Origin of the sequence: Humisphaera borealis (genome assembly GCF_015169395.1) — a bacterium.
Taxonomy (GTDB): Bacteria; Planctomycetota; Phycisphaerae; order Tepidisphaerales; family Tepidisphaeraceae; genus Humisphaera; species Humisphaera borealis.
The window spans coordinates 5,621,514-5,646,559 of sequence record NZ_CP063458.1 but is presented as its reverse complement, the minus strand read 5'-3'; the positions used below and the strand labels follow the sequence as shown (position 1 = coordinate 5,646,559).

The following is a 25,046-nucleotide window of genomic DNA, read 5'->3' as shown; positions in this document are numbered from 1 at the left end:
GCGGATGGGATAGGGGTCGCGCCTTACGGCGACCCTCCGTCCCCCGGTGACCTGCTACCGGTCGTCCCCGGACTGCTTCTTCTTGGCGTCGCGTTTCTCCTTTTCGCGTCGCTCTTTCTCCTTCTTCTCCTGTTCCTTCTTTTCCTTGTCCCTGGCGGCTTGGCCGAGAATATCGCCGAGAATTCCGAACGGATTGTCCTGCGCCTTGTCGGCCGGTTTGGTCGCCGGGGCAACTCCGGGATTGACACCCGGGTTCGCCCCCACGCTACCGCGGGTGGCGGGACTTGCCGGCGACTTCTTCTTTCCGCTGAAAATGTCGATCAGGTTAGCGATATCCTCCGGCTTGCCGCTGAGGTAGTTCTGCGTGAGTGCCTCATGAACGGCTGTCGCGAAGTTGTACCGCGGCGCGGAGAAGTTGCCGGTCATCGACAGCGGTACACCCTTGGGGACGAACTTCGCGATGTCGCCGCCGAACCAGCTCGCCGAGAAGAGCATCGTCAGCGGTTCGAGGGTGCTGTCGGCCATCTTGACCCTACCGTAGAGATGGATGGTCCGCTCCTGTCGTTCGCCGAGAACGAACGTCATGTCATGGCCGATGTATCCGCGGCTATAAGTGACCTTGCCGTCGCGAATGCTCCCCTGCAAGCTGTCGGCGTCGACCTTCAGGTAGCCGAGAAGGTCGGTCACCGTCGTGTTCTTGAACTGCGCCCCGCTGAAGCTAAACGTCGCGACCGCGTATCCCTTGTTCTCCCGGCTGTTCACCTTGAGCATCTTGCCCAGCGGCACGTCGCGGCATTCCACGATCGTGACGTCCATGATCCCCTTGGTCTCGGCCGACGGAACGAACAGCGGGTTGTTCACCAGGTCGCCGAGCGATTTGGCCAGTGCCGGGTTGAGCTGCACCTTGCTCAGCAGCGGCAGATTCGCCGGGATATTCAGCAGGGGGAACTCGCCGTTGAGATCGATCGCGATGCCGCCGAGGTCGATCGTGCCGCTGTTGCAGGCGATCGGCGTCGGCTTCTGCTGGCCTTCAGGTTTGCTGTCGTCGATCACTTTCATCACACCGCCGACGAGCGTGACGGGGATGTCGAGCTTCTGAATGGTCAGTCCCTCGGCCTCCACCAGGTCCAACGCAACACTGCCGCGGGCGATCAGGCTGCGCAGCGCGACGGCGGTCGGGATGACGTTGCCCTTGTCGTCCGTCGCCGGCAGGCTGCCGCCGAGCGCGAACCTGCGGCTGGCTTTGCCCTTGATGACGTAATCCTTGTACGGGTCCTTGTCTGCCGGCGTGGCCGGGTCGGCCATCATGCCGTGGATGATCGGCCAGAGCTTCTCGGCGTCGTACGACACATCGGCGACGAGGTTGTCGAACGTGCGCGTGCGGCTGAGATCGATGATCTTCCCCGTCACGCCCAGGCTCATCGCGCCGCTGGATTCGAAGACCACGCCGAGCTTCGACAAAGCCAGCGTTCCGACGCCGGCGGTATCGAACGACAGGTCGTCGTCGATGCGGATGGTCTTCTCGGTGAAGGTCGTCTTGCCGGCGGCGTCGCGGGCGAGGAAGTCGGCGACCGTGCCGCCGCCCTGAAGCTTGATCACCGCGCCTTCGGTGGCCAGCTTCTGGGTGATGTTGATCGCGCCGGCGTAAGGCGACTGCGGCTTGTTCCCGCCGAGAAACGCCGACAGTTCCATCAGCGGTTCGATCTGCCCGGCCACGGTAAACGAACCGGCCAGTGCCGGAGCGACCGCGGCGGCGTTTGGGGCGCGGGTGGCGACCGCAAGGGTTGATTTGACGCTGATGTCGCCTAGGTCGCGGGTGGCCGTGCCGACGGTGACGGCGAGCTTTGACGTTTGCACGACCGGTACGATGGTGAGCGTTTTGCCGTCGCCGGTGATGTCGAGCGAGATCGTTGCCGAGCCGCCGGCGATTTTCGCAGGCGGGGTGGGCGTAGGCTGGGTCGCCGGCGGTGTTGTCGCAGGTGCTGCCGCCACGGGCTGAGTGGCCGCGCCGGCTTTGGCGGGCGGCGTGAAGAGGGCCATCAGCTCTGACGGGCTGCGGGCGACCAACGGCTCTTTCAGAACCAGCGTCGTGCCCAGGCCCGAAGCGGATAGCTCGCTGATGCGGATTTCCCCGATCTGCTCGAGCATTGAAGGAGCGGCGGCCGGAAGCGTCGCCGGGACCGGCGTGCCGGCGGGAAGCTTTTCGTCAGCCGCGGCGACTTCGATCGGAAGGCCTCGTGGGGGATAGGCATTCTTGCCTGTCACTCGGGACCTATTGTAGTTCTCGAATGCAGAGGAGCCCTTTGCGTTCGAATCCCGGGTTTCCTCCCGAGTGACAGACAAAAATGTCTGTCCCCCGGGAAGCGATGTCTGTCCTCCACGATGCTCTGGCTTTTCCGGTCCGAAGGTCACCGCCGGCCGATTCGTCGCCCGGAACGCCTCGGCAACCGCCTGCAGTTTCGCCAGCTCCGGCGTCGACACCTTCACCGACATCTTCTTGACCACCTCCAGCGGCGGAACGCTTTCGGTGGTGTCGCCGACGACTCGGCTGAGCGCGAACTGCCCGCTCGCATCGACGTTCGCCAAGCCGCTCTTGAGCTGCAGTTGTTCGAGCACCGCCGATGCCAGTTTGGGCCCGGTTGATGCCTTGACGGCTAGTGTCAGCTTCTCGTCCGTCAGCACCGGCTTGTTGCCGGCGACGGTGAGCGCGTCGATCCCGCCGTCGAGCGCCAGCACCATGCTGCCGTCGGCGTTTTGCTTGAGGTCGATCGTCGCGACGAGCAGGCCCTTCTTCACCAGGACCGGTTTGTCGGGGCTGGAGGCCTCGGCGATGACTTCCTTGGTTGATGCCATAAACCGGCGGCTCAGGTCGTGGGTTTGCGCCAGATCAAGATCGAGCGCGAGCTTGCCCGCCGCCTGCGGAGAGCCGGCCTTGGGCAGGTTGACGATCAGCTCGCCGGGGCTGCGCAGCGAGAGCCACTTGCGGTTGTCGGCGACATCAAGCTTTGCGACGGTCAGCTTCGCGCCGCCATCCGGCAGCGGCTGATAGGTTGCACCGAGGTTGGCGGTGAGGGAGTAGCCGGCGAGAACTTCGGTCCGCTGGCGGATGCGCGCCGCCGGGCCGGTGGCCGACAGCGCCAGGTAGCGGCCGAGATCGACGTTGGTCGTCGCGACCGCGCCGTCGAAGCGCATCGCACCGTCGACCATCGAACCGGTGCCGCTGACGCTCAGCGCGCCGGCGGAGAGGTCGTACTCCCTCATCGCCGGTACGAACGCACCGAAGTCGGCCATCGCCTGCTTCAGCGCGACGTTGACCTTGGTGATCGTGAACGCGGGGATGTCATAACGACCGGCGGCAACGGCGGACGTCGGCGGAACGTAGGTCATTGCCGGGACGGCAATCTGCACATCGACGGTCGGCGATGTCGGGTTGCCGACGATCGCCGAGACGCTGAGGTCGCGTACTTCCTTCACGTCGCCGGTCTCGGTTCGGAGCACGGTGCCGGAAATGCCGGCGCGGACCAGCGCCTGCTTGACCGCCTTGCCGCCGACGAGCGTATCGATGTCGGTCCCGGTGACGATGACGGAAAACTTGGCCGGCTCCGAAGGTTTGGTCGGGTCGCCGGTGCTGTCGGCGGCAATGTTCACCTTCCCGGCGAGCGGCGTTTCGTCCAACGACAGGAACTGGCCGAGCTGCTGCTTGAGCTTGGCCAGGTCGGCGTCGATTGAGCCCTTCAGGCTCGCGAGGGTGGGCGCGGTGACGGTTCCGGTCGCAAAGCCACTCGTCAGGTTCAGTGTCAGATCGCGCACGTCCGGTGCGGTCAATCCGCCGCCGCGACTGATCGCGTTAATGCTGAGCGAAACGGGCTCGACGGCGAACGGCTGTTTGATGGGTTGACCCTGAGCGCCCGCGATCGGCGCCTCGCCGGCGATGTCTTTGACGTCAACCGTGACCACGACATTGGATTGCCCCGGCGACAGGTCGGCGGTGACGGTCTGCTCGAACCGTCCGCCGCTGAGCGACGACCCTGGCTTCAGGCCGATCGTGTTGGGCAGCATTGCCGCCAGCGGGACGAGATCGACGACGAGCGTCTGGTTGAGTTTTCCGGGCAGCGCGACGGTCTGGTTCTTTGCCGCCGACATCAGCGACGCCAGCGGGGCATCGACGGCGACGGACAATTGGACCTGTCCCGTTTTCAGCCCGATCGCACCGTCGGTGCGAACGACGGCCGACGCGACGTCGCCCAGCCCCTTGGGCAGGCTGATGGTCAGCGGCAGCAGGATCGACAGCTCGTCGGTTTGGTAAGCTTCACCGGGGGCGAAAGAGGCGTTGGCGAAGGTGATCTGCTTCCCGCCGATGTCGCCGCGGATTTCAATCGACTTGCCGCCGGCAACCTTGGCGATCACGCCGCCGTTGAGCTGGCCGGACAGTTGCCGGACGACGGCTGGCGGGAGAAACGCCGCGATCGCGCTGGCGTCGATGGACTTCAGTTCGACGGTCTCGTCGAGCGTCGCGTTATCGATGTTCACGCGCCGGGCGGCGATGACCGAAGCCTTGCCCTTGACGCTCAGCGTGCCCGCCGGGCCGTCATTGACCGACGCCGTCACCGACAGGCTGTGATCGATCGGCTGGTTGATGTCGGCGATCGCCACCGTGGCGGCGATGTCGGTCATCTTCACTTTCTGCGAGGTCCTCGGGTCGCCGCTGTTGCGGACGAACATGCCCCGACTGCTTTCGATGCGGATGTTGCCGCTGACGTCGGGCAGGTCGGACGGCGGCGCATCGGGCTTGTTGCTGGGCTTGGCGAGTTTGGCGAAATTGATCGAGCCGTCGGGGTCCTGGATGAGTGTGAAGTCCGCCCCGCGAACGACGGTGTCGCCCAGCTTCAGATCGCCGCCGATCGCCTTGACCAGCGAAAGCTGGGTGGAGAGCGATTCGACCTGGGCGATCTGGCTGTTCTTGTCGTCAAAGATGCGAACGCCGGTAACGGTGACGCCGCCGGTCCAGGAGATCTTCCAGTCGGCGATTTCGACGCGGCCGTTGAGGTTGTCGTTGATCTTGCCGACGACGAACGAGCGGGCGACGGAGGTACTGAGGAGCGTCGGCGTCAGGAGCACCAGCAGAAGCAACGCTATCACGACCCCGGCGAGAACCTTCAGCCAGCGCCGGCGGCGCGGCGCCGGCGTCGCTTCGGCGCTATCTGGCGCGGGGCTCTTGGGGTTATCAAGGCGTTCGGGAGCGTTGTCGGTGGTCATCGCGGGTTGGGTCCGAGGTTAACGTTTAGCGGTCGCACCGCAGGTGCACTCTTCAACGGCGTGCGCCGAGTTCAGGTCCGATGGGCGGCACGCACTTCGCCAAATGATAGAGGCGGCGTAACGGGTTACGCCGCCTCCAATCTCTTCAGGTTTTATCGGCCGATCAAGCGGGTCGTTTAAGCAACGCCGCACGGCTCATGCTCCGTGACTCGCCTTACTTAGCCGGTCGAGTCGCCGGCTTTTCTTCTGGCTTGGCGACGGGCGTCGGGACAGCGGTGTCCACGCGGTACATACCTTCGCGGAGCAGGACCGGCGTTGCCACCGCCGGGCGGGCCATCGCCGGCAGCGGTCGGCCGCTGCGGTCGCGGCCGTTGTTGATGTTGGCGTTGTTGCCGTTCTGCCCCACGATCCCGCCGGGGCCCTGGAAGGTGAACTCTCGCAGCGCGATCAGCGTGGCCAGCTGCGGACGCATGGTCATCGTGACGTACTTGCGGTCGTGGGAGACGGTCGCCTGTACGTCCAGATTCGCGCCGCTTTCGACAATGCTGATCTCGGGATCGAACGCGGTGTTATTCCCGCCGAAGAAGTTCTGCGCCCGACTCTCCGAGGCGAAAGCGAGCACGGCCAACGAACCAAATGCCATGATGACGGGGTGCAATCGCATAGGTGGGACTCCCAAAGTGCCCCAAAACCGCAGGGCGGGGTGATATCGATCCGCTCCGTATCTTACCCATAAGATTCGGACTGTGCGTAGAATTTTCTGCAATTCACGTCGGCTATGATCTCCGGGAGCGCGGGCCCCTCCGCCCCGCCTGGAGCATGCCATGACGTTTTTCCTTGTTGTCTTCTACGGCTTGGTTGCGTGCATCGCGATTCGCTCGATCCACCAGCAACGGCGATTCAGGATGCGCACCGCGGATCGACGGTGCGAGGCGTGCGCGATCGACCATCCCCATTTCGCGTGCTACTGCGGGCGTTGCGGGCGGCAGCTGCATCAAGTGTGATGAGATTCCAGAGGCGTCTACGACGATGTTTTACGGTTCTCTCGCCGACTCGGACGGCTTCTCCACCGCGTTCTCCACCGCTCAAATCAACGCCTTTTCTGAACTTGCAACAACCGGTGGATAAGTAAATTTCGTGTGAGCGGTTTCTTTAGGCCGGATGAGACTGCCGCGCGTATATTTCCCTTCGTCGTCGGACGCGAAAGCGACCGGCGAAATCGGAGAACGCTCCCAAATACCAAGTCCGGCTTCCCCTACGCGGAAGACCCTGCGAAGCAACCGAGTGCGGGCAGGGCGGGAGTCGGCGGCCTGCGACGTGAGGGGCCCTTGTGGCAACAACGCGCGGCGGCGAAAGCTGTCGTGCGGAACGTGCCATCACGGCCCCCTTGGCTACCCGTAACTGATGGGCTTTAAAAGGCTCTTAGTGGCAATCCGGGTTAACGTCGCCGCCAGTGGCGCTTCAGCTCCCGCGAGGGGAAATCCCTCCGTCGAGCGGGCGTCGGGCCCAGGGTGTCGCAGCCGGCTGGTAACGGCCGGTGAATGACGCCTGATCCTAGGAATGGGTCCGGGAACGGAAGTAACTCTTCCGGCGGGCGTGTTAAGGCGGTGTGCTGCCTCGACGGGTCAAACCGAACAGGCTTCTATCGCCCCAGCGCGTGCCGCACGCGAAATCCCACGGCCGTCCAGTACGGCACATCGCCACGCCACCCCGTTGGGTGAGCGGCCGCGGCGGAAACAGTCGCGGTCATACCGTCCGTCGGGTCGTCGTCTCACGACGCCGACCCGGCCGAGCGGACCGGGGCGAGTGCCAGGCCGGGAGCAGGTTGCCAGTAGAACCGGTCCGAGACCAGAACAGGCGGCGGAAGCCGCCGACATCGGGAAGCCGCATCGAACGGTAACCCGGAGCCAGGCCCACGCGGTGACGTCGCGAGTCACTTCGTGGGCCTTCTGGTTTTGGTGAGGTGCACGCCGACACAAGACAAACTTCCACTGATTCGATGTTCGATGTTGGGCGTTCGATGTTCGATGTTCCTATCTGGACGTTTCAGCATCGGTTTGCTGAACACCGAACGCCGAACTTCGACCAGAAGAAGATGAATCAGCGCCGAGCGTCGTACCATCTGACGTTACAATCTCACCCACTTGATCACTTTCCCCTGCAACAACTGCCGCGAGGAACTGTCCGTTCCGTCCGACCTCGCCGGCGGCGAGATCCAATGTCCCACCTGTGGCTGGCTGGCGTCCGTGCCGCTGCTGTCTGATCTGCCCAATCTCCGCCCCGACGGTACACACGCGGTCCAACCGGTCGTTGAACGGGAGGAGGCCGACCGGCTTGCGGGTCTGGTCCGGTCCTTCGGCCGACGGCGGGTCGATGACGCTGGCGAAGAGATCGACAACCGCACGCTTCCGGAGGCGATCGACCTGGCCCCGATCGCCCCGCCGCCGTCGCGGCCGGCACCGCGCTACGACCCCGAGACCGGCGAACGCCTCGATCCCCTTGAGATTCGGCGTGAAGCACCGATCCCGGCCGTCCCCCTCGGCCCGCTCGGCAGGTCTGGCCCGCCGACGGTCGGCTATGCGACGCCGGGGAAGACGAGCTTCGCCCCGCGCACCTCCGTCTGGATGGAACTGTTCACGCCGGGCAATGCGTTCGTCATGGTGGTGATCTGGTTCGCACACCTGTGCGCGACGATTGTCGACTTCTTCGTTCGGTATTTTCTGGCGGTTCTCCAGAAGGCGGGCGGCATCGATATCCCCGCCTGGCCATTCAACCTACTCTTCTGGCTCGTCCTGGCGCACTACGCGAACACGATCTTCGACACCGGAGAAGAACAGCGCGACGATCTGCCGCGACCCCTCCGTAACGGCTCGTTCTCTGAGGACGTTTTTGCCCCCCTGCTCAGGGCGATCGTCGCATACACGCTGGCTTACCTGCCAATGACATTGCTCCTGCGGCTGGCCGACAGCGATGAATCCCGCCGGATCCTGCTGTCAGGGGGACTGATGTTCGGCGGACTGGTCTTCCCGGCCCTTCTGCTATGCGCCTGCGGAAGCAATACGCTGGCGAACCTCCGACCCGATCGTGTTCTCCGCGTCATTCGGGTTTGCGGCTGGGCCTACTGGCGGCTGGCGCTGATCACCGTTCCGCTTGTGCCGCTCTACCTCTGGACGGCGCTGGGGGTGAACTACATCGATCCCCTCATCGGCGGGTCGAAGATCGGCAACTTCACCGCCGGCCTGCTCGCCCGCGGTCTGATTGCCATGCCGCTGCTGTGCATCTGTGTGTATCTCGCGCACGGCGTGTGCTGGCGGCTCGGCCGGTTGCAGCGCGTCCATCACACGGAGTTCAACTGGGCGTGGGAACTGCACGAAGAGGAGCGCCAGGCAGAACGCCGCCGCAGGCAGCGCGAGCGGGAAGAGGCCGCCCGAACCCGCAACGCGAACGCGGTCTAAAGGGCCGTTGTGGTGCAGTCGTCCCGGCTGCATTGCAGGCGGGACGCCTGCCCAACAAGTGTGCCACGCGTCTTGGGGAGCCGCCGGACGCCTCGAAGTCCGGAAATTCGATTCATCATCCACCCGACCGACATAACAAACCCCCCGTCGGCGACTATCATCAGGACACCGGGCGACCAACGGGCTGCTCGGGACCCTGATCCGCGTTTACGGAACCAACCTATGCATAGATTTGCTACCGCTCGCGCTCTCGCCGCCGTTCGCCCCGCGATCCTGGCATCGGCCGTTTCTGTGTCGATGTTGGCCGGGCTGGGTTGCAAAGAGCATGAAGACATCAGGGCTTACGACGCGCCCAAGGCCGATACGGCCGCCGCTCCGCAGCCGGCGCTGGCGTCTTCGGTGGTACCCGCCGTCGCCGACAAGCCCGCCGCCGACCCCAACGCGCCCACTTGGGCCCTGCCATCGGGCTGGAAGCAGGTGCCCGGCGGGTCGACGATGCGATTTGCGACGATTTCGGTCTCGGAAAAGAACCCGGAACTGGTGCTGACTGTCATCCCACTGGGTCCGCCGCAGCCCCTGCTGGAGAACATCAACCGCTGGGAAGGCGAAGTGGGAATGACCCATTCGTCGGCCGAGCAGCTGAAGTCGCTCGTCCGCACGCAGGATTTCGGCGGAACGCCGGGTCAGGTCGTCGACCTGGCCGGCCCCGGGCCGACGCCCGGCGGGCCGAAGCTCCGCACCCTCGCCGCAATGGTCGATCGCGGCCGGCAGATCTGGTTCTTCAAGCTCAAAGGGCCGGACGATCAGGTCGCGGCACAGAAGGAGAACTTCGATCTGTTTATCAAGTCGGTCCGCTTCGGCGCGCCCCAGAGCCGCGTGCCGGGGACGATGGACGGCCTTGCGGCATTGATCGCCGCCCCTGCCCTCTCGGCCGTGCAGGCGATCACGCAAAACGCGAATCTGACCCTGCCAACCCTGCTGGCCGACGAAGGCGAGAAGGTCACCAAGTACGTCGCCCCCAAGGGTTGGACGGAAGACAAGACGCCACGAATGATGCGCGTCATGACGTTTTTCGTGAAAGACGGTGAAAAACAGGCCGAGGTGTCCGTATTAAAGCTGGGCGCAGGCAACATCGGGCCACTGCTGGCGAATGTGAACCGCTGGCGGGCTCAGGTGGGTGCGCAGCCGATCGCCGAGATCAACGAGAAAGAGATCCCCAAGGTAACGATCTCGGGGAAGGAAGCGTACCTCTTCGAGTTCGTCGGCCCGAACGACAAGGAACCGACCAAGCGGATGTTCATTACGCTCGGCGAGCGCGGCCCGGACGTCTATTTCTTCAAAATCATCGGCGACGCCGGCCTGGTGGCCGCCCAGAAGGACGCGTTCAATCAGTTTCTGAAATCGGTCGAGTTTGGAAAATAAGACTGTAGAAGAGGGATCACCACGGAGGCACGGAGACACGGAGGCTAACCTGGCGAACAATGTGACGTTCGCGAACCTGCTCTCAATTGTCATGCTGAGGTACTCCGAAGGACCTTGTATCGAAGCCGAAACAATGTTCGTTGACCGCTCGGCCGGCGAGGGCGTGACGGCGTTCGAATCGTGCTTCGGCCTTCGTTACCAGGTCCTTCGGAGTACCTCAGGATGACAGATGTGTGTCATTCCCCAGGCTGCCCTCCGTGTCTCAGTGCCTCCGTGGTGAGTTTTTGATTCCCGTTCGCAAGAAGAGGAAACACCGTTGAAGGTTTTGAAGTCCATCGCCACCGCGCTCGCCTCCCTCAAGATCACCGTCGTGCTTTTGAGCCTGGCGATCGTGCTGGTGTTCGCGGGCACCCTGGCGCAGCGTGAAGACGGCATCTGGCAGGTGGTTCGCGACTACTTCCGCTGCTGGGTTGCGTTCATCCCCATTAAGCACCTGATCCCCTTCGCCGACCCGGCCAAGATCCCCGGGACGATCATGTTCCCCGGCGGATACACGATCATTGTCGCGATCCTGATCAACCTGCTCTGCGCCCACGCGATGCGGTTCAAGTTCGTTCGCGGCGACCTACTGCTGGTGCCACTGCTGGCCGTCTCGATCCCGGTCGTCTATCTCACGCAGAACAACCCCAACGCGCTGAACATCACGCTTGCGTCGCTGGTCGGCCTTGGCGTGCTCGTGCTCACCTGCCTGCTCCACAAGAAGCGGGCCGGCGTCATCATCATCCACTTCTCGCTCATCCTGCTGCTGCTGGGCGAAGGCGTCACCGGATACCTCGCCAAGGAAGGGCAGATGCCCATCACCGAGGGGCAGGCCGCCAACTGGGTGCAGGACATTCGCGCGGTCGAACTGGCGGTGGTCGATACCTCCGACCCGAAGGTCGATAAGCATGTCGTCATCGGCGGCGAACGCCTGGCCAAGGGCGGCGTCATTCAGGACCCGCGGCTCCCGTTTGATATCCGCATCGACCGGTTTCACTGGAACTCCGAAGCGCTCGGACCTCAGCAGCCGCAGGCGCAGGGCAACATGCTCGCGACGGCCGGCGCGGGGAAAAACCTGGGCATCATCGGCAAGCCGAGGGTGAACGGCATCGACCCCAACGAGGTGGACGTGTCGGCGGCGTTCGTGACGCCGGTGGAAAAAGGCGGCAACGCGCTGGGCACCTATCTCGTCACGCTGCCGGTCTGGGCCGATGGCATGCTGTCGAAGCTGAATGAGCCGCAGGCGGTCGAGGCTGGCGGCAAGACCTACCAGATGCAGTTGCGATTCGAACGCGGCTTCCGCCCGTTCGCGATTCACCTGCACAAGTTCACGCACGACAAGTTCGAAGGCACCGCGATGGCGCGGAACTTCGCCAGCCAGGTGACACTGCTCGACCCGGCCAAGGGCGTGTCGCGTGAAGTCACGATCAAGATGAACGAGCCGCTGCGTTACGCCGGCGAGACGTTCTTCCAGGCGAGCTTCCGCGGCGACAAGACGACCATTCTGCAGGTGGTGAAGAACCCCGGCTGGTTGATGCCGTACATCGCCTGCGGGCTGGGCGCCCTGGGCATGCTGATTCACTTCGGCATTCACCTTGTCGGGTTCCTTGGAAAGCGCAGCAAGGCACCGCCGCCAGGTTTCGCACTGCCCCCCGCTCCTCCGAAGGAGCCCAAGCGCGGCAAAGGCAACAAATCGCCTGATGGCGGCTACTCGCTTGCACCCGTTGGCAGCTGGCCGCAGGCTTCCAAATGGCTCCCCATCGGTCTTGCCGTTTTCGCCGCATGGTATGTCATCGGTCACGCCTTCCAGGGCGACTACAAGTCCAAGCAGACCCCCGCGAACCGCATGAACCTGACGGCGTTCGCCGAGGTTCCGGTGTCGTTCGACGGGCGCGTGATGCCGATCGACTCGGTCGCCCGCGGCAACCTGAAGATCCTCAGCGGCCGCGAGTCGATCAAGCTCGACGACGGCGGCTTCATGGGGATGGGCGCGACGAAGATCGAAGCCGTCGAGTGGTTTGCCGACACGCTCGCCGGCAACGCGCGATCGGACACGTACAAGGTCTTCCGCATCGACCACCCCGAGGTCAAGAGCCTGCTCGGTCTGAAGACCGAAGAGAAGCTGTTCAGTTGGGAAGACATCGCCGGCAAGCCCGGGAACATGTCCAAGTTCCAGGAGCAGGTCACGCAGGTCCGCAAGGTCGCCGACAAGCAGCGCGATCCGTACCAGCAGGCGGTGGTGAAGCTGTACCAGCACATTTCGCGCTACATCCGGCTGGTGAACGCGACAGAACAGTCGGTGCTCAACGACGTCCTGGCCGACGAACGCAAAGGCGTGGAACTTCTGGTCGCGGCGCTGCGGGCCGGTGTGTTCGTCTCGCCGGACGTGCGGTCCGAAGCCCAGCACAAGGCGATCTTCGGCAACCAGTTGCTGCGGCAGTTGGACCGGACGGTGAACTACCTCGGCTCGGAAGGTGGCGCCACCGACAACCTGCTGTTCATCGCCCCGCTGGCCGACGGGCAGAAGTGGCAGCCACTGGCCCGTGTGACCGTGCGGCAGCTTCGCACGACGCTGGGCAACGTCCGTAACGTGCTGGTGCACGAGCCGGACAAGGCCGACATCGTCGCCCACTTCGACGAGGTCGAGGCGACGCTCGCCGAGCGGGAGGCAGAGCTGGGCCACAATGTCGAGATGCCCGCGACGCAGATGGAATCGGCCACCGCGTGGTTTGGCATGTTGCGGCAGTTGCGCAACGAGGATGTCAGCGGCTTCGATGCCAGCGTGGCTTCCTACATCAACACGGTTCAGGCGCAGGCTCCGAAATCCGCCAGCCATCAGAAGGCCGGCTTTGAGATGGGCTTTAACCGGTTCGACCCGTTCACGGTGTCCTTGGTGTTCTATATTGCTGTTCTCGTCATGTCGCTGGGATCGATGATCGGCTTCACCCGGCCACTCTGGCGGTCGGCGATTGTGCTGCTTTCCATCGCGCTCGTCGTTCACAGCTACGGCCTAATCGCCCGCATGTACATCTCGGGCCGCCCGCCCGTCACGAATCTCTACTCGTCCGCCGTCTTCATCGGGTTCGGCGCGGCGCTCATCTGCCTCATCCTCGAGGCGATCTTCCGCAATGGCGTCAGTGCCCTGACGGCGGCCGTCCTAGGCATCGCGACGACTCTGATCGCGGGCGCGCTCGATGTCCGCGACGTCGACACCATGGCACAGCTTCAGGCCGTTCTAGACACCAACTGGTGGCTCGCGACACACGTGGTTGTCATCACGAAAGGGTACACAGCCACCTTTATCGCCGGCATTGTCGCAATCGTGTTCATTATCCGCGGTCTGTTCACCAAGGAGCTCGACTCGAACCTACGCAAAGAGCTCTACCGCATGTGCTACGGCATCGTCTGCTTCGCGATGTTCGCCAGCTTCGTCGGGACGATTCTCGGCGGGATCTGGGCCGATCAGTCGTGGGGACGGTTCTGGGGCTGGGACCCGAAGGAGAACGGCGCGATCCTCATCGTCCTCTGGAACGCCGTCATCCTGCACGCCCGCTGGGGCGGCATCGTGAAGGAGCGCGGGTTCATGGTGCTGTGCGTCGTCGGCATCATCATCACCGGCTGGAGCTGGTTCGGCACCAACTTGATGGGCATCGGCCTGCACGCCTACGGCTTCATCGACGGCGGTGTGCTCGCATTGCTGCTGTCCTGGGCGGTGTCGGGGCTAATCATCGTCGGCGGCATGATGCCCAAGTCGCTCTGGCGGAGCTATGCGGCAGAGGCCGCCATCCCAACGGCGAATATCGTGCCGAAACCGCCCAAGCTCCCGGCTGCTACCGTGGGTTAATCGTCCGCGGGCAACCCGCCCGTGACCTGCCAAGGCTTCTTCGGATAGACGGGCTTTGGCCGCGTCCAATAAAGCTTCGCAAGAGCCCGGCCGTTCGCCGAACGGCCGGGCATGAGGGGACACGCAGCCCGCCCGGCCGACCTTCCGGCGGTTTTTCGCGATAATCTGCAGGTTTGTTTTCCGTTAAGCCGCGGACGGGGGTACACTCTGGCAACCCTTCGATGCCGTTCTCGTCGGGGTCCGTTTGTGCATTGGGGTTAAGTCGTTGTCTCACACGCTCAGAAAAGGCTCGGGTTCAGGTTTGGGAAGATCGACGGCTTCGCGACGACTCGCGACGGCCCTGGCTGGGTCACGTACCAGTACCGGGTCGGTTTTGATCGAGCGGCTCGAGTCTCGGGAACTGCTCAGCGGTACCGCCGATGAACCGCTTCCACCCACCCCGCCTCCGCCTCCGCCGGTCACAACGGTGCCGCCGACGGTGCCCCCGACCTCTCCGCCCCCGGCGGCGGTAAGGCCGAACTTCATCTTTGTCATCACCGACGACCAGCGATACGACGCGATGGGGTTCGTCCAGCAGGCCCAGGGTTCTGCCGCGCGGTTCCCATGGCTTCAAACGCCGAACATCGATCGGCTGCGGAGCGAATCGCTCTGGGTTCGCAATGCGTTCGTTACCAGTTCGCTCTGCTCCCCTTCGCGCGCCTCATTCCTGACCGGCACCTACAACCACAAGAATGGGATCAAGGGGAACTCCGACCGCCTGCCGACCGACAGCGTGACCTACGCCAGCCTGTTGCAGCAAGGGGGTTACGACACGGGGTATGTCGGTAAGTGGCACATGGGCGTGCAGTCGGGGCAGCGGCCGGGGTTTTCGTACAGCGCGAGCTATATCGGGCAGGGCTCGTTCTTTGACAACGTGTACGAGATCAACGGTACACCGGTGCAGACGACCGGCTGGGTGGACGACGTAACTACGGACCTGGCGATTCAGTACCTGCAATCCCGGGTGCAGTCTCCGCCTGTCGTTCCACCGACGTCACCGCCGGACCCGCTGTCTCCCCCGCCTGTGGCGGCGGTACCGCCGCCGTTTGCGATGGTGGTCGGTTACAAGTCGCCGCACGTGCCGCGCACGCCTCCGCCCCGGCTGACCTCGGCGCTGTCCAACGTGACGTCCAACCCGGCGGCCAACGCCACCAACTACGCGCCCTACACCAGCGGCGGTACCGGTCCGGACATGGCCGATCAGCGGAACTACTTCCGCACGGTGCTGGGCATTGATGAGAGCATCGGCCGGCTGATGTCTTCGCTCGACCAGCTAAACCTGGACGAGAACACCGTCGTCGTTTTCACCAGCGATAACGGATACTTCCTGGGCGAGCACGGCCAGGGGGACAAGCGCCTTGCCTACGAAGAAAGCATGCGCGTGCCGATGCTGGTGCGGTATCCGGCCCTCGTGGAGGGTGGCGGCACGCTGGACCAGATGATCCTGAATGTGGATATAGCCCCCACCTTCCTGGACCTGGCCGGCATTGCCCCGCCGGCGACCATGGACGGCAAAAGCTTCAAGCCGCTGCTGACCGGGGAATCAACGCAGTGGCGGTCGGACTTTCTGTATCAGTACTTCGAGGAAGACGGCTACCCGCCGAACATCGGTCCGCCCGAGCACTACGCCGTCCGCACCGAGACGGCCAAGCTCGTGAAATGGGCGGGCAAGCCGCAGTGGACACAGCTTTTTGACCTGGCCAACGATCCCTACGAGAAGACCAACCTTTACGGCAATCCGTCGGCAAGTTCGTTGCAGTCGGACATGGAAGCCCGCTACACGGCATCTCTGCAACAGGTGGGGTTTGCGCCGACGTTGCCGCCGCCGGGCAGTGTGTTCCGTGTCAATTTCCAGCCGGCGTCGGCGCCGACCGTGACGGGCTTCGCTGTCGATTCCGGTTTGCTGTACGGCGCACGCAACGGCCAGGCCTTCGGCTGGTCGGTTTCACACACCGATGCCGTCTTCGACCGCGAAGCAAACGGGAACCAGGTGTTCGATACCGTCGCGATCCCCAAGGCCGGCGCCACATGGGAGATGGCCGTGCCTTCCGGCACCTACAAAGTGAAGGTAGGCATCGGCGACACAGGGGGCAGCACGCACACGGTTTTTGCCGAAGGGACGCCGATCTATTCCGAGCAGTCTCTTCGCGGCTACGTGTTCGACATTCAGTCTGCCACGGTCACCGTGACGGACGGCCGGCTGACGCTCAACTTCGGGGCATCGGGCAATGTGCAGACACGGCTGACGTATCTGGAAGTCTCGGGATTGCCCGGTTCTCCGCCGCCGCCACCCCCACCGCCGCCGGCCGCCGTGCTGCGGTTTAACTATCAACCGACCGCCGCACCGACCGTCGCCGACTACCTGGTGGACGGGGGTCAGACGTTCGCCGCTCGCTATGGCCAGACCTACGGCTGGACGATCAATCACACCGACGCCGTCTTCGATCGCAACCTCAACGCGAACCAGTTGCTTGATACGGTGGTCACGGTGAAGGCCGGCGCGAAATGGGAACTGACCGTGCCCAACGGGCAGTACACCGTGAAGGTGGGCGTCGGCGATGCGGCGGCGGCGAGCACGAATAATGTCTGGGTCGAAGGCGTTCAGCTTTACAACTATCAGGCGCACGCGGCGAACGTTTTCAGCAACAGGTCGATCACGGTCAACGTGACCGACGGCAGGCTGACCGTGGGGGTGGGATCGGCCGCGACCGGAGCGACCCGGCTGGATTACGTCGAAGTGGCAGGCTTCCCGGTCTCCCCGCCGCCCCCGACATCGCCGCCACCGGTTCCACCGCCACCCCCGACGTCACCGCCGCCGCCTCCTGCCGCAACACTGGCCGTCACCGGCCTGGTACTCGTCAATGCCGACAGCGACCTGGAGACGGGCCCGGCGACCGCCGGCCAGTCGATCGTTCGCTCTTCGCCTGCGATTAGTCTGCTCGCCGTAACAAGTGGCGTCGTCGGTTCGGTCGAGTTCCTGATCGACGGGCAGCAGGTTCGCGTGGAGTCGGAGGCCCCGTTCACGATCGGCGGAAATGAGGGTGCCGATTTTCTAGCCTGGGCCGCTCCGCTCGGCACGCACATCGTCCGGGTCGTGCCGTACAGCGGGGCGAACCTGAGCGGTGACGTTGGCACCGCGTACGAGCTGTCCCTGACGTTCACGGACGGCCCGGTGTCGCCCCCGCCACCACCTCCACCTCCGCCGATCACGTTCGGCGTGACGGCTCTTTCGCTCTACAACGCCGACACTGACGAAGAGATCGGCCGAGTGAGCAACGGGCAGTCGATCGGTATTGTGTCGCCTGCCATCAACCTCGCCGCAGTTACCACCGGGACGATTGGATCAGTCCAGTTCCTGGTTGACGGTGTGCAGGTCGGCGTTGACAACGGCGGGCCTTACACCATCGGCGGTGATGTCGCCGGCGACCCGCTCCGCGACATGCTTCCGTGGAATGGCCCGCTGGGTACTCACACCATTCGCGCGGTGGCGTATTCGGGGCCGGACCTGACCGGCGTGGCGGGCGGGTTCGTGGAGTTTTCCGTCACACTGACCGACGGCGTTTCGCCGCCCCCGACCGTTCCTCCGCCCCCGCCACCACCGCCACCGCCTCCGCCGCCACCACCTCCTTCCCCGCCGCCGGTTTTTGGCGTGACGGGGCTTTCCCTCGTCAATGCCGAGACCGACGCCGTGCTGGGTGCCGTCTCCGCCGGACAGTCGATCGCGCTGGCGTCGCCGGCGATCAACCTGTCGGCCGTCACGACGGGTGTGATCGGATCGGTGCAGTTCCTGATCGACGGCGTCGAGACGCGCGTCGACAACGACGGCCCGTACACCATCGGCGGTGATATCACCGGTGACATCCTGCCATGGAGCGGACCCACGGGCGCGCACACGATCCGCGCCGTGGCTTACGCCGGCCCTGACAAGAGCGGGGAGATTGGCGGATTCGCCGAGTTCCAGTTGACGCTGACGGACGGCACGTCCCCGCCGACGGTTCCCCCACCGCCGACGTCGCCTCCCCCGACATCACCGCCTCCGCCGACAACGCTGAAGTTCAACTTCCAGCCGGCGTCGGCACCCGTCGTGCCCGGCTACGCGCCCGACAGCGGTCTTGTCTATGCCGCGCGGAACGGACAGTCCTACGGGTGGCTGACGAACCATGCCGATGTCGCCTTCGACCGCAATGCCACCGCCAGCCAGTTGCTGGATACCCACATCGCCGTGAAGGCCGGCGGCAAGTGGGAGTTGGCCGTTCCGAATGGACAGTACGCCGTCACGGTAGGCGTAGGCGACTCGGCCGCATCGAGCCGGAACAATGTCTACGTTGAAGGAGCGCAGTTCTTCAATTACCTGAGCCTGGGTGCCAACAACTACGGCGCGCGGACGCTGACGGTGACCGTGACCGACGGCAAGCTGACGATGGGTGTGGGATCGTCGCCGACAGGCCAGACGCGGGTCGACTACATTGAGGTGGCCGGCGTCCCGGTGTCCCCCCCGCCGACCTCGCCTCCGCCGACATCGCCGCCCCCGACGTCGCCCCCGCCTCCGTCGATCGGCGCGGTGAAGGTTAGCTTTCAGCCGGCAGCCGCGCCCGTGGTGAGTGGCTATCTCGTTGATTCGGGCCTTGTCTACGGGGCCCGTAACGGTCGAACGTACGGCTGGTCTGCGAGTCATGCCGATGTCGTGGTCGATCGAAACATCAACGCCAACCAGCTGCTCGATACGAGTGTCGCCGTGAAAGCCGCAGGTAAATGGGAGATGGCCGTTGCCAACGGAACTTACACCGTGACGGTCGGTGTCGGCGACGCAGGGGCGGCGAGTCAGAACAACGTCTGGATCGAAGGCCAGCAACTCTTCAATTACGTCAGCCTCAACGCCAACAACTTCAGCACCAGATCGCTGACCGTCACGGTGACCGACGGCAAACTCACCTTTGGCATCGGCTCCATCGCCGGCGGCAAAACGCGTCTGAACTTCATCGAGATCGCTTGAAAGTGATTCACGTCGCGTGACGCCGCCTCGCCAGAGGGGCGGTGTTTCGCGGGGCAGCGAGTAGACTATGCTAAGATGAATCTTCGAGTCGTTCCCGAACTCTCACCCGTCCAGGCCGGTGCCTCAAATGGCCCGACGCGGGTGCCATCCTTTCATATTCTGACCAAGCCGATCGGCCCGATCTGCAATCTCAACTGCACGTACTGCTTCTACCTTGAAAAGGAGCGCCTCTACCCCGACCAGGCCCGCTGGCGTATGCCCGACGACGTTCTCGAAGCGTACATCCGGCAATACATCGACGGGCAGAACGTGCCCGAGATCAGCTTTGCCTGGCAGGGAGGCGAGCCGACGCTGCTCGGCGTCGATTTCTTTCGCAAGGCCGTTGCGCTTCAGCGGAAGTACGCCGGCGGGAAGAAGATTCACAACGCGCTGCAGACCAACGGCACGCTGCTCGACGACGAATGGTGCCAGTTCCTGAGCGAGGAGGACTTTCTCGTTGGTCTGAGCGTCGACGGCCCGCGGGAGATGAATGATCGCTATCGCGTCGACAAGCAGGGTCGCGACACCTTCGATGACGTGATGCGCGGCCTGTCGTTCCTCAGGAAGCACGCCACCGCGTTCAACACGCTGACCGTCGTCAGCAGAAGCAACGGCGATCATCCGCTGGAGGTCTATCGGTTCCTCAAGTCGATCGGGTCGGTCGTTCATCAGTACATTCCGTTGGTGGAACGGCCTGCCGACGCGGACGCCAAGCGCCAGAACCTGGACCTGGCCGCGCCACCGATCCTCGACGGCCGGACCGAATCGCCGGCGGTTACCGACTGGAGCGTGCGGCCGCTGCAATACGGCCAGTTCCTTTCGGCGATTTTCGACGAATGGGTGCGGAATGACGTCGGCGAAACGTTCGTGCAGCTGTTTGATGTCATGCTCGGTATCTGGTGTGGGTTGCCTTCAAGCCTGTGCGTGTTCAGTGAGAAGTGCGGCGTCGCATTGGCCGTCGAGCACAATGGGGATCTCTACTCCTGCGACCACTACGTCTACCCGCAATACAAGCTGGGCAACGTGCTGAGCCAGACCCTTGCCGACATGGTCGCCAGTCCGCAGCAGCGGAAGTTCGGCGGCGACAAAGCCGATACCCTGCCGCAGTACTGTCGTCAGTGCGAAGTCCGCTTTGCCTGCAACGGGGAATGCCCCAAGCACCGGTTCATGACGACGCCTGATGGCCAGGCGGGGCTGAACTACCTTTGTGCTGGGTACAAGCACTTCTTCAACCATATCGACCCTTTGATGCGGACCATGGCGAGATTGCTTCAGGATGAGCAGCCGCCCGCGCGCATCATGGAAATTCTACGCTTGCAAACGCGGTGAATCGCTGTTCGATCGCGATCTGATCCGGGGTCATTCGGCATCGCATTCAACGTGTGGAATAGGACTTCGACCTACAGGTGGGGACGCTCGCAATACTACAGCCGCGCCGCGTAGTGCTGTCGTAGCATCTTTGGCCGTGGGTGGAAGGACGCATGATGAAGCGGAGACAGACGAGCGCGGTGTTGGAGCGGTTGGAGAACCGGGTGTTTCTACGCCTTGCGGCGGCCCTGCCCGAGGTGCCACTTGAGCCCTTGGCGCCGTCCCCGACGGCGATCACCGCTGACCTCTCATCACAGCCAGCGGCTGCAGTCAGCAGGCCCAATTTCGTCTTCGTGATGGCCGACGATTTTCGCTACGACGCCATGGGATTCGTCCAGCAGCAACAGGGATCGGCCGCAAGATTCCCCTGGTTGAAGACGCCGAACCTTGATGAGTTGCGAGATCAGAGCATCTGGGTCCGGAACGCCTTTGTTACAAGTTCTGTATGCGCGCCGGCTCGGGCTTCGTTCCTGACCGGAGCCTATAACCACAAGAACGGGGTGATGGGCAACTTCACCCCCTTCCCCGCCTCATCGACGACCTATGGTTCGCTGCTGCAGCAGGTAGGCTATCACACCGGGTACGTTGGCAAATGGCACATGGGGTTGCAGTCGGGGCCCAGGCCGGGTTTTGACTATAGCGCAAGCTACATCGGCCAAGGCGTCTACTACAACAACGTCTATGAGGTGAATGGCAAATCCGTTCCAACGACCGGATGGGTCGACGATGTCAGCACTGACCTGGCGATCCAGTACCTGGAGTCTCGCGCCGGCCAGGTCAGCCAGACACCGTTTTCACTCACGATCGGCTTTAAAGCGCCGCACGCCCCGTATTCCGCGCCAGCCCAGTTCGTGAGTGCAGTCGCGAACGTAACGCCTAATCCCGCCGTGAATGCCGCGGCATATCCGCCGTATCAGCGTGCGGGGATGGGGCCAAGCGTTCAGGACACCCGCAGCTATTTCGGTGCGGTGCTGGCGGTTGACGCCGAGGTGGGCCGATTGACGGCCGCGCTGGATAACCTGGGCCTGGCGCAGAACACAGTCCTGGTCTTCGTAAGCGACAACGGGTACATGCGCGGCGAGCACGGACAGGGCGACAAGCGTCTGGCTTATGAAGAGAGCATCCGTGTCCCGATGCTGGTGCGCTATCCGTCGAAGGTTACTGGTGGCGGAACGCTCGACCAGATGATCCTGAACGTCGATGTCGCGCCGACGTTTCTCGATCTGGCCGGCGCCGCGATACCGAGCACCATTGACGGCAAAAGCTTCGCGCCGCTCCTGACCGGGCAGGCAACGCCGTGGCGCGACGACTTCCTTTACCAGTACTTCGAGGACGACGGTTATCCCCCGCCCTTCAGCCCTCCTGAGCACTTTGCCGTGCGAACGGCGCACGCGAAACTGATCAAATGGCCGGGCAACTCAAACTGGACGCAGCTCTTCGATCTCGACAACGACCCTTACGAGATCAACAACCTTTACAACAAGCCTGCCGCCGCGGTGCTGCAGTCGGACATGCTCGCCCGCTACGATGCCGCGGCGGCGCGGGTCGGTTTTGCGCCGACCTATCCGCCTGCCGGGAGCGTAGTGAAGGTCGATTTCCAGCCCGCCGCCAGCCCTGTCGTTCCGGGGTACCTTGTTGATTCCGGGCAGGTCTACGGGAATCGCAATGGTCAAACATACGGCTGGTCCACGTCGCACGAGGATTCCGTCTTCGATCGCGATCAAAGCGGGAATCAGTTGCTGGATACCGTGATCGCCGTCAAGTCTGCCAGCAAGTGGGAGATAGCGGTCCCCGACGGAACATACACGGTCAAGGTTGGAATCGGCGATGGAGGTTCCAGCAGCAGAAACACGGTGAACGTCGAAGGCAAATCGCTGTTCAGCGGGCAGTCGCTGCGATTACTGCAGTTCAATATCCTTCCCATCACGGTCACCGTAACGGACGGTCGGCTCACGATCGATGCGGGGTCTTCGGCCAACCTGGCGACACGGCTGACGTACTTGACCCTCACCAGGCTGACCCAATCTCCGCCCCCGCCTCCGCCACCCGTGACGACGACGCTGCGTTTCAATTTCCAACCGGCCACGGCACCGTCGGTTGCGGGATACCTGATCGATTCGGGACAGGCATTTTCCGTTCAAAACGGGCAGTCGTTCGGCTGGAATATCAGTTGTGCAAACGCCGTTGTCGATCGCGACGCCAATGCCAATCAGCTGCTTGATACCAATGTCGCGGTGGGTGGCGGCGGGAAGTGGGAACTGGCCGTTCCCAACGGAAAATACACGGTGAAGCTGTCGGTCGGCGACTCCGCAGCGGCGAGCTGCAACAACGTCTGGCTGGAGGGCGTTCAGGTCTTCAACTACCAGTCGCTTGCGGCAAATGTCTTTGCCCAGAAGTCCACCACTATCGTAGTCTCAGACGGCCGTCTGACGCTGGGGATCGGTTCAGCGCCTGCGGGTACCGTGCGAATCAACTACCTGGAAGTCGCCGACGGTCAGGTCGTACCGCCGCCACCGCCCCCACCGACCACCGCGGCCATCAAGGTAAACTTCCAACCGGCGGTCGCACCGATCGTGGCGTCGTATTTTGTAGACTGCGGTCAGACATACGCCAGCCGAAACGGCCGCACCTACGGCTGGACGACCAACCACGCCGATGCCGTCTACGATCGCAACCTCAACACCAATCAACTTCTCGATACCTGTGTCGCGATCAAAGCCGGCGGCAAATGGGAGCTGTCGGTCCCCAACGGAACCTACACGGTCAAAGTCAGCGTCGGCGATGCCGGGGCGGCAAGCTCCAACAACATCTGGGTCGAAGGCGTCCAGTTGTTTAACTACGCCAAGCTCGCTGCGAACGTCTTCAGCAGCAAACTGATCGTCGTCAACGTCGCCGACGGGCGACTAACGCTCGGAATCGGTTCCGCCGCCAGCGGCTTGACGAGGGTGAACTACCTGGAGTTGGCATAGTTACCGCCCGCGACTGGGACCAGCGACGAAGCTGCTGAGCGGATGTCAGACTGCGTCTGTACTTGGGCGCGTTCGGACTTCGCAAAGCCAAACCGCGGCGCAACCAGATCCATCACGTCCGCCAAGGCGGACCCTACGCGATGATCTTCGTGATCGGGTCCGCCCCCTCCACGCCGACCAGCTTCTGATCGAGGCCGTTGTAGAAGTAGCTCAGGTGGTTGGGGTCCAGGCCCATCTGCTGGAGCACCGTGGCGTGCAGGTTCTTGACGTGGAAGCGGTCCACGACGGCCTGGCTGCCGAGTTCGTCCGTCTCGCCGACGCTGACGCCGCCTTTGATGCCGCCGCCGGCCATCCACATGGTAAAGCCGTAGGCGTTGTGGTCGCGGCCGGTGCCCTTGGCGTACTCGGCCGTGGGCTGGCGGCCGAACTCGCCGCCCCAGATTACGATCGTCTCATCGAGCAGGCCGCGCTGCTTGAGATCTTTCAGCAGGCCGGCGATCGCCTTGTCGGTGTTGCCGGCGTGCTTGTTGTGGTTGATCTCCATGTCGCCGTGGGCATCCCAGTTGTCGTCGTTGTGGGCGCCGCCGGAGTAGATCTGGATGAATCGCACGCCACGCTCGACCAGCCGCCGGGCGAGCAGGCACTTGCGGCCGAAGTCTTCGGTGCGGGTGCCGTCGATGCCGTAGAGGTCCATCGTCGCCTGTGTTTCCTTCGAGAAGTCGACGGCCTCCGGCGCGTGCATCTGCATCTTGTACGCCAGCTCGTAGCTGGCGATTCGGGCCGACAGTTCGCTGTTGTCGACGCGCGGCTGAAGGTGCAGTTCGTTCTTCTCCTTCAGCCGGTCGAGCAGCCGCCGCTGGACGGCGTCGGACATGCCTTCGGGGCGTTCGAGATTGAAGATCGGCGTCTTGTTGGCGCTGACGACCACGCCCTGATACGCCGCGGGCATGTAACCGCTCGACCAATTCTTGGGGCCGCTGATCGGGCCGCCGGTCTTGTCGAGCATCACCACGTAGCCGGGCAGGTTCTGATTCTCGCTCCCCAGGCCGTAGGTCACCCAGGAGCCCATGCTCGGATGGCCGGACAGGATACGGCCGGAGTTCATCATCAGCATCGCCGAGCCGTGGATAGGGCTCTCGGCGTACATGCTGTGAAGGAACGCGATATCGTCCACGCACGATCCGACGTGGGGGAAGAGGTCGGAGACCATCTTGCCGCACTTGCCGTAGGGCTTGAACTGCCACTTCGGGCCCACGACGCGCCCCTGGTTCCTGTGCCCGCCGCGACCGAAAGTCTTCACTTCGATCGTCTTGCCGTCGAGCGGGTAGAGCTTGGGCTTGTAGTCGAACGTATCGACCTGCGACGGACCGCCGTACATGAACAGGAAGATCACGCTCTTGGCTTTGCCCGGAAGGGTGCCCTTGCGCGGCGCCATGGGATTCGACAGCGGATTGGCGGCACCCGGCGCGGCTGCCGTATTGGCGCTGGCCGCGTTGAAGTAGCCGTCCTTCGCGAGCATACCGGCGAGCGCCGCCCCGCCGAAGCCGGCACCGCTTTCCCAAAGGAACTCGCGGCGGGTCCGACGGCAGAATTGGTTGGAAGAGGTCATAGTCGTTCTCGTT

At 63.6% G+C, this 25,046-nt stretch carries 9 protein-coding genes; 6 read left to right on the top strand and 3 right to left on the bottom strand.

Annotated features, from left to right (window positions below; all coding sequences use genetic code 11):
- Window positions 1–54: 54 nt before the first annotated feature.
- Together IPV69_RS21165 and IPV69_RS21160 are read right to left on the bottom strand one after the other, a co-directional pair.
- Window positions 55–5,256 carry an AsmA family protein gene (locus IPV69_RS21165; protein ID WP_206291715.1) on the bottom strand — a complete coding sequence of 1,734 codons (5,202 nt, stop codon included), beginning with the start codon at window positions 5,254–5,256 and terminating at the stop codon, window positions 55–57.
- A 214-nt stretch (window positions 5,257–5,470) separates the two neighbouring features.
- Window positions 5,471–5,920, bottom strand: a complete 450-nt coding sequence (locus IPV69_RS21160; RefSeq protein WP_206291714.1) for a hypothetical protein — start codon at window positions 5,918–5,920, stop codon at window positions 5,471–5,473.
- Between the two features lie 1,480 nt (window positions 5,921–7,400).
- On the opposite strand from IPV69_RS21160, the gene IPV69_RS21155 reads away from it, so the two are divergent.
- The 6 genes from IPV69_RS21155 (at window position 7,401) to IPV69_RS21130 (ending at window position 23,424) form a co-directional block, all read left to right on the top strand.
- A complete protein-coding gene (locus IPV69_RS21155; RefSeq protein ID WP_206291713.1) occupies window positions 7,401–8,711 on the top strand; it encodes a hypothetical protein in 1,311 nt (436 codons plus the stop codon).
- A gap of 222 nt (window positions 8,712–8,933) precedes the next feature.
- Window positions 8,934–10,133: a hypothetical protein gene (locus IPV69_RS21150; RefSeq protein ID WP_206291712.1), complete on the top strand. Its 1,200-nt coding sequence runs from the start codon at window positions 8,934–8,936 to the stop codon at window positions 10,131–10,133.
- 316 nt (window positions 10,134–10,449) lie between these two features.
- Window positions 10,450–14,016, top strand: a complete 3,567-nt coding sequence (gene ccsA / locus IPV69_RS21145) for a cytochrome c biogenesis protein (protein ID WP_206291711.1) — start codon at window positions 10,450–10,452, stop codon at window positions 14,014–14,016.
- Window positions 14,017–14,389: 373 nt separating this feature from the next.
- Window positions 14,390–19,048, top strand: a complete 4,659-nt coding sequence (locus tag IPV69_RS21140) for a sulfatase-like hydrolase/transferase (RefSeq protein WP_206291710.1) — start codon at window positions 14,390–14,392, stop codon at window positions 19,046–19,048.
- A 75-nt stretch (window positions 19,049–19,123) separates the two neighbouring features.
- On the top strand, window positions 19,124–20,416 hold the full coding sequence (locus IPV69_RS21135; RefSeq protein WP_206291709.1) for an anaerobic sulfatase maturase: 1,293 nt from the start codon (window positions 19,124–19,126) through the stop codon (window positions 20,414–20,416).
- 152 nt (window positions 20,417–20,568) lie between these two features.
- Entirely contained in the window at window positions 20,569–23,424 is a 2,856-nt protein-coding gene (locus tag IPV69_RS21130; RefSeq protein ID WP_206291708.1) for a sulfatase family protein, read from the top strand.
- A gap of 133 nt (window positions 23,425–23,557) precedes the next feature.
- Here the strand turns inward: IPV69_RS21130 and IPV69_RS21125 are convergent, their stop codons facing one another.
- Window positions 23,558–25,033, bottom strand: a complete 1,476-nt coding sequence (locus IPV69_RS21125) for a DUF1501 domain-containing protein (protein ID WP_206291707.1) — start codon at window positions 25,031–25,033, stop codon at window positions 23,558–23,560.
- Window positions 25,034–25,046: the final 13 nt, after the last annotated feature.